At 68.0% G+C, this 7,062-nt stretch carries 6 protein-coding genes and 3 pseudogenes; 4 read left to right on the forward strand and 5 right to left on the reverse strand.

Annotation, left to right across the window (positions count from 1 at the left end; translation table 11 throughout):
• Positions 1 to 58: 58 nt before the first annotated feature.
• A complete protein-coding gene (locus FV218_RS21500; protein WP_147711493.1) occupies positions 59 to 550 on the reverse strand; it encodes a hypothetical protein in 492 nt (163 codons plus the stop codon).
• A 361-nt stretch (positions 551 to 911) separates the two neighbouring features.
• Positions 912 to 1,217: pseudogene (locus FV218_RS21505) on the reverse strand (transposase); the annotation flags it as partial.
• Between the two features lie 60 nt (positions 1,218 to 1,277).
• On the opposite strand from FV218_RS21505, the gene FV218_RS21510 reads away from it, so the two are divergent.
• A protein-coding gene (locus FV218_RS21510) for an IS3 family transposase (protein ID WP_147711494.1) occupies positions 1,278 to 2,491 on the forward strand; the annotation gives its coding sequence in 2 pieces (ribosomal slippage) (positions 1,278 to 1,557 and positions 1,557 to 2,491; 1,215 coding nt in all).
• A gap of 25 nt (positions 2,492 to 2,516) precedes the next feature.
• Positions 2,517 to 2,684: pseudogene (locus tag FV218_RS21515) on the forward strand (IS481 family transposase); the annotation flags it as partial.
• A gap of 97 nt (positions 2,685 to 2,781) precedes the next feature.
• Here the strand turns inward: FV218_RS21515 and FV218_RS23520 are convergent.
• Together FV218_RS23520 and FV218_RS23340 are read right to left on the reverse strand one after the other, a co-directional pair.
• On the reverse strand, positions 2,782 to 4,080 hold the full coding sequence (locus tag FV218_RS23520) for a tetratricopeptide repeat protein (RefSeq protein ID WP_348642047.1): 1,299 nt from the start codon (positions 4,078 to 4,080) through the stop codon (positions 2,782 to 2,784).
• A gap of 60 nt (positions 4,081 to 4,140) precedes the next feature.
• A pseudogene (locus FV218_RS23340) lies at positions 4,141 to 5,022 on the reverse strand (sugar ABC transporter ATP-binding protein); the annotation flags it as partial.
• 205 nt (positions 5,023 to 5,227) lie between these two features.
• Here FV218_RS23340 and FV218_RS21525 point away from each other — a divergent pair.
• The gene (locus FV218_RS21525) at positions 5,228 to 5,944 is read left to right on the forward strand and encodes a FadR/GntR family transcriptional regulator (protein ID WP_147711496.1); all 717 of its coding nucleotides are present in this window, start codon (positions 5,228 to 5,230) and stop codon (positions 5,942 to 5,944) included.
• Between the two features lie 327 nt (positions 5,945 to 6,271).
• Here the strand turns inward: FV218_RS21525 and FV218_RS21530 are convergent, their stop codons facing one another.
• The gene (locus FV218_RS21530; RefSeq protein ID WP_147711497.1) at positions 6,272 to 6,862 is read right to left on the reverse strand and encodes a transglycosylase SLT domain-containing protein; all 591 of its coding nucleotides are present in this window, start codon (positions 6,860 to 6,862) and stop codon (positions 6,272 to 6,274) included.
• Between FV218_RS21530 and FV218_RS23015 the strand changes: the two genes are divergently transcribed.
• Positions 6,861 to 7,062: hypothetical protein (locus FV218_RS23015; RefSeq protein WP_210246135.1), on the forward strand; the 202-nt coding region annotated here is incomplete at its 3' end. The two genes, FV218_RS21530 and FV218_RS23015, sit on opposite strands and share 2 nt — an antisense overlap.

Here is a 7,062-nt window from a genome sequence, read left to right on the forward strand (position 1 = left end):
CGCTTCTGCCGGCTTCTTGGCCGGTCCGGATGTCTGCTTCATCTTCGCTCCTCAGGGGCTACGATGAACCAGCCATCCTCCGTTCGTGAAGACCCTCATTCTGTCCCACAGGTGCTGACGTCGGACAATCGGCATGAAGAGCTCGGTACTGTTCGGGAACGAAGTGACGCGGGAGGCAGCCGTATTGCGCTTCCAGCACCACGATCATCGCGTCGCCATTGGGGAAACGACCCTCGCCGCGGCCGTATTCGACATAATGTTGTCGAAGCGCATCGTCGTTCGGCAACACGACGAGGTCGCCGTATTGTCTGCGGTAGAAATCCGGATCGACCTCTTCAGAGGCCGTGCGCCATGCGCCGGTTTCTCTGACTGTATGCGGCTCATGTCTTATCGCGGAAATCGCCTCCGACTGTGTTTCGTCCCTCGCGGCTGCGTAGGTGAAGAACATGGCTCCATCGAGCCGCTCCTGCTCGGCCTGATCTTCGTTCGTGGCCTCCCAAAACGATGCGACGAAGGTAGTGTCCATGGTCAGGCGATCGGGCGTGCTCATCGCTGGATTCCTGCGAGCCCCGCCCGCCCGATAGCACCGGCTCGGTCGCGTCGAGACCTTCCTGATTCCTTGTCTGACGAACCCGCCAGATTCCTACGTTCGTCGCACCGTCTACTCAGCCTTGGTGCGCTTGCACGAGATCGACGTCAGATCGCACGACACGCATAGGGCCGATCGTCGCCTGAACCGATTGGCTGGACTTGTGTTTTGTCACTCCTGATCGAGGAGAGACGATGCTGAGTGACGCGCAATGGTCTGAATTGGAGCCCCTGGTTGATGCCTGCCGGCCCAAGGAGTCGTGTCCCCTGGCGTGGTGTAGCTCGCTGGGAGCCACCACGATCACCGGCTTGGGCCGGGAGGATCAGGCTTCCAGGGTCGGCAGTCTGACGAGGGGATCATCGCCGATCGGGGTGATGCTTTCCAGCGTCATGTAACGGGACCGCTGAACGGCCCATTCGTCATTCTGTTCGAGCAGGATCGCGCCGACGAGGCGGGTGATGGCAGCCTCGTTGGGGAAGATGCCCACGACCTCGGTCCGGCGTTTGATCTCACCGTTCAGGCGCTCCAGTGGGTTCGTGCTGTGGAGCTTGACCCGATGGGCGGCTGGGAAGCCCATGAAGGCCAGCACGTCGGGCTCGGCCGTGTCCATCAGGAGGGCGAGCTTGGGGACTGGGATTGCCCCTGTTTGGTGGACACCGAGAACGCTTTTGCGTGAGGTGTTTGTCTAATGCCGAAGAGCCGTCCCCCTTACCCCACCGAGTTCCGCCGACAGATGGTCGAGTTGGCCCGCGCCGGGCGCGATCCGACCGATCTGGCCCGCGAGTTCGAGCCCTCCGCACAGGCCATCCGCAACTGGGTGGCCGAGGCCGATCGCAGCGAAGGCAGACGTGAGGCGAAGCCGCCGCCTGCCGATCCGGGCCTGACAACCGCCGAGCGCGACGAACTCGTCCGGCTCCGGCGTGAGAACCGACAACTCAAGCTGGAGCGCGATATCCTCTCTCGCGCGACGGCCTGGTTCGCTCGGGAGACCGGGGTTCTCCCCTCGGGGTCTTCCGGTTCATGAACGCCAACCAGGCCGACTTCTCCATCGCCGCCATGGCACGCATGCTCGGTGCGTCGAAGGCGGGATACTATGCCTGGGTCGACCGGCAGCCCTCGGCGCGACGGTTGGCGGACGCCGCCTTGCTCAAACGCATTCGTACCGTCCATCTCGGCTCGCACGAGACCTATGGCGCGCCGCGCGTCCACGCCGACCTGCGCGAGCAGGGCGACCGGCACTCTCGCAAGCGCATAGCTCGGCTGATGCGCCGAGCCGGCCTCGTCGGAGCCAGCCACCGGCGCGGTGGTCCCGTCACGACGCAGCGTGATCGAGAGGCGCGATCTGCCCCCGATCTCGTCGACCGCAACTTCGCGGCCACCGCCCCGAACCGGCTCTGGGTGGCTGATATCACCTACGTGCCAACTGCTGCCGGCTTCCTCTACCTCGCCGTCGTGCTCGATGCCTTCAGTCGCCGGATCGTTGGATGGGCCATGACCAATCACCTGCGCTCGGAATTGGTCCTGGACGCTCTGGAGATGGCCATCACCCAGCGCGGGCCTCGTGACGTGATCCATCATTCCGACCAGGGATCGCAATACACCTCGCTGGCCTTTGGCAGTCGCTGCCAGGAGGCGGGCGTGCGACCCTCAATGGGTTCGGTCGACGATGCCTACGACAACGCTATGGCCGAAAGCTTCTTCTCGACCCTCGAATGCGAGTTGCTCGCCCGCCGCCGCTTCAGCTCGCAGGCCGAAGCACGGATGGCCTGCTTCAGCTACATCGAGGGCTTCTATAACCCGATGCGCCGGCACTCGGCGCTCGGATACCGCTCGCCCGTCGTCTACGAGCACGAGACCCAACTCGAACCATTACCTGAGACCCTGCTCGGCCAGGCCCACTGAACCGTCCACAGAAACGGGGCAATCCCACTACGAAGATCTGGAGAGCTTGAGGGCGCACGTCACAGCCAACAACTTCGCCAAGCACCCCAAGTCGTTGCGCTGGAAGACTCCGTTCCAGGCCAGTTGTCAGGCCTGGACCAAAGACTCAGACCGATTCAAAATTGACCCGCACCACCTCATGCCGGGACCATACGTCCTTTTCGAGTTGCCTCGACCTGCGGCCTTTCAGGAATGGGGGCCTGTGCTTCGGCGAGACGTTCGGGGACCGCACCGATCGGGTGGAGGCCGCATCACCTCAGGTCGAGGTTGCCCACCCGGCGCCACTGGCGCAAGGGGCCCGCCATCTTCTGTCCGCCCCGTCCGTCCACCGCGCCGGTGTAGTAGCCGGCGCGCCTGAGCCGTTCATGCAGCAAGCGGATCGTGTCCGGCGACCACGTCGCGGCGCGGGTGACGATCTGGTTCGCCGCGTCGCCGGAATCCGAGGCCACGCCGAGCAGCAGCATCTCGGCGGCGGCGGCGGGGTCCTTGCGCACGCCCCGGCCCTCGTCGAGGAGGATCGCCGCCGGCACGAAGCCGCGCGGGTCGCCGAGCTCCGTCGCCTTGCGGAAATAGGCGAGGGCCGCCCCCGGCTCCGTCACCAGCCCCTGCTGGGCCAGCACGCCGAGATTGTAGGTGGCGATGGCCGAGCCGGCCTCGGAGGCCTGCTTCAGCAGGGTGACGGCGCGGCCCGGGTCCTTGCGGACGCCCGCCCCCTCCATCAGGGCGACCGCGAGGTTGATGGCGCCGTCCGGGCTGCCGCCCCGGGCCGCCGTCTCGTACAGGGCGGCGGCGCCCCTGGGATCGCGCGGCAGGCCGTCCCCCGTCTCCATGAGCAGGCCGAGGCTGACCATCGCCCGCAGGTTTCCCCGCGCCGCCGCCTCCCGGTAGTAGCCGATCGCCGCCGCGCGCTCGCCGCGCGCGGCGAGCGCGCGGGCGAGGAGCGCCGTGTAGTGCGGCATGTCCGGATGGCTCTCCCGCGCGGCCCGGCAGGCCTGGATCGCCGTCTCGGCGTTGCGGCCGAGCTCGGCCAGGGGGACGCCGGCGGTGTTCGCCGTGGCGTCGCGGGGATGGGTCGCCGCGCGCTCGCACAGGCTCTCGGGCCGGACGTCCGAATCCTCCGTCGTCGGCAGGGCCTGCAGCAGCTCCCGGGCCTCGTGGGCGTGGCGCCCGTCCGGGCGGCGGCTGATGTAGAACTCCACGAGTTGGCGCAGGCGCGAGCGTTGCGCGAAATCCCACAGGCGGTCGTCGGACACCCGGTCGCCCTCCGGCGTGCTGCGGACCGCGCCCGGCGTGGCGTCCGGCGGCGCCGGGGCGAGGGCCATCGCCTTGACCTCGTCGGCATGCGCGCCCTCGGGGTAGCGCGCGAGGTAGATCCGCAGCAGGGCCGGGTCGAGGCCGGCGGCGGCTAGCTGCCAGAGCTGGGTCTCGGGCGAGGCCGCGGCGGCTGGGCCCGGCACGAAGGCGAACTGGCGCGTGAGGGAGGATTTCTCCCACGGCACCTGGAACCCGCCGGTGGCCGCGATCACGTCCTTGCGCACGGCGATCATCATTGAAGCGATGTCCTGGCCGCGCGTGGCCACGTGGCTGAGGAAAGCCTGGGCGAACGGGCTGCTGACCTCCGAGAACACGCCGCGCCGGGTCAGCCCGCGCACCGACAGGATCGTCTCGTCGGACGGCCTCGAAGTCCGCTCGGGGAACGTTTCGTCGAGGGGCCGGCCGACCATCTTCGCGACGATGGCGTCCACCGTGGTGGCGGAGAACCGCTCCGTCGCGACGTGGCGACCGTCGCGGAGCACCGTCACCCGGTCGACGATCGCCGTCATCTCGTCCAGGCGGTGCGAGATGTAGAGAATCCCGACGCCGGCCGCCCGCAGGTCACGGATGACCCGAAACAGCATCGCGGTCTCCGCCCCCGTCAGGGACGAGGTCGGCTCGTCCATGATGAGCACATCGGCATCCAGGGACAGGGCCTTGGCGATTTCGACCATTTGGCGCTGCGCGACGGACAGGGTCCGCACGGAGCAGCCGGGATCGATCGCGATGCCGAGCCGATCGAGCAGGCTTTGCGCATCGGCGTGGAGCTTCCGCCGCGCGATCAACGGTCCGTGCCGCGGTTCACGCGCCAGGAAGATGTTCTCGGCCACCGACAGGTGGGGCACCAGGTTCAGTTCCTGGTGGATCATCGCGATTCCGGAAGCCTCGGCTTCCAGGGGGGACGAGAAACGGCGTTCGACGCCCTTGTAGACGATCCTGCCGGATGTCGGCCTGTACACGCCGCTGATGATCTTCATCAGGGTGGACTTGCCCGCGCCGTTCTCGCCGCAGACGGCATGGACCTCGCCGGGACGCAGATCGAAGCTGACCTCGGCGAGCGCCGTGACGCCGGGAAACTCCTTCGTGATGCCTTCGAGGACCAGGACGGTATCGGCACGAGGCGCCGGCGCTTGCCAGCACGCATCCCACGTCTCACCGTCGCGGCCCGGGCGCGTCACCGCGCCTCCTCCGCCTTCGAACACGGCAGCGGCCCTCCCTATGGGCTTTTGATTGTGGTCCTATGGATAGCCGATTGCCAAAATTGGTCAAGCCAGTTTTTCGCGGATATCGCGACATTCTGCACCATCATTGAATAAGCGTCTAAAAATCGGAACTTACAGTGGCGCCGTGCTGGAACATGATTGAGAGCGAGTTTTATTGGTCATGCCAATCCCGAGACCCGACCCGAATGCCGACCGCCCGTCGGAACGCCGGCTCTATCAGCTGGTGGCCGACCGGCTGCGGACCCTGATCCAGAGTGGGGATTTCGGGGTCGGCGATCGTCTGCCGGCGGAGCGCGATCTCGCGCTGCAGCTCGGCGTCTCGCGTCCCTCCCTGCGCGAGGCCCTGATCGCCCTGGAGATCGAAGGCGCGGTCGAGGTCCGCATGGGCTCCGGCATCTACGTGCTGTCGGTCACGGAGCAACGGTCGCCCCCCATCGGTTCGATTGGGGAAAGCCCCGTCGAACTGATGCAGGCGCGCGCCGTGGTGGAGGGCGCCGTCACCCTCCTCGCGGCGCCCCGGATGACGTCGGAGGTCCTCGCATCCCTGCGAAAGTCCCTCGACGCCATGCGCAGGATGATCGCGGAGGGGACCAAGCCCCTCGATCACGACCGCGAATTCCATCTGACGATCGCGAAGCAGGCCGGAAACGGCGTCCTGCACCGCCTCGTGCGCGACCTCTTCGACGAGCGCCACAGCCCGCTCTCCACGAAGTTCTGCCATCGCTTCGAGGCGGCGAACGGGTGGGACCTCGCCCTCGCCGAGCACGAGGCCATCCTGTCGGCACTCGAGGCGGACGATCCGCTGCTGGCGCAGGCGATGATGCACGCGCATCTCGCGCAGTCCCGCCTCCGGTGGCTGGACGGCGACGGCCGTTGACGTCGGCCGCGCGCGTCTGCGCTTCGACGGGCGTCATTCCCCGGAGGGTGGGCGAAGGGCCGACGCGCGCCGTGAGGGTTGAGCGCACGCGCCTGTCGCCACGCCTTGTTCGTCCGGTCCGCTCCAGCGCTGGCCATACGATCGGCGCAGCACCGCGCGACCGCGTGGAACAGGGCCCGGTGGGATGGCCCGACCGTTCGGGTCCGACCGGCGCGGCTTCTCAGGACTGGACTTCGCCGAGCGCCGCGCCGTCCCGAATCCATCTTCGGCCACTGGACCGACCCGAGGTGCCCGGCGAGCCGCCGGGCCTCCGCCACCGGCGGACAATCAGGACTGGCAGAAGCTCCTGGCCCCCGGCGTCCAGGTGCCGAATCCCGACGCGACCATGTTGGCGATGACCCGGCAGACATAGGTCTTCTGGGCGGGATTGTTGTTGGGGCCGGCATGGTAGCGGGCGACCGCCAGGGTCCAGCTGCCCTCGCGGGCCTTCAGCTCCTTGAGGAAGCGGGTGGCGTACTCGACGTTCTGGGCCGGGTCGATCATCCCCTCCAGGGAGGCGAATTTCGCCCGGTGGTAATGGTGGTTGATCTGCATGCAGCCGAGATCGACGAGCTTCACCCCGCCGCGCTGCGCCTCGGCGAGGCGGGCCAGCACGTCGGCCGCGTTGGTGCCGAAATACGCCTTGCCGGCGATGTTCATGGCGTAGGGCTGGAGCGAGCCGCGGTTGCCGCTCTCCGTCAGGCCGACGGCGTAGAGCACGCCGAGGGGCACGCCGTGCTTCGTCGCGGCACTGGCCATCTCGCGCTCGCAGACCCTGCTCGCCGCCGGGGGAACGCCGGCCAGGGCGGTGCCGCCGACGACGGCGATCCCGCTAAAGGTACAGGCCGCTGCGGTCAGGGCCGGAAGCATTCGTCTCATGGGTCCGCTCGCTCGTCAGGTCGGTTCGGTCGTCCGCGGAAGGGTCGCCGGGGCGCCGGGACGCCTGGTCGGGGTCGGCGCCGGCATGGGTGTGACCGCCGGCCTGACCGCCCGCCTGGAACGGCGCGCCGGAATTCTGCCGGCCGCCGTCACCCTGGGGGGCACCGCCCGCTTCGTTCGCCCCGATGGTGACGCCGTCC

Origin of the sequence: Methylobacterium sp. WL69 (assembly GCF_008039485.1) — a bacterium.
GTDB lineage: Bacteria > Pseudomonadota > Alphaproteobacteria > Rhizobiales > Beijerinckiaceae > Methylobacterium.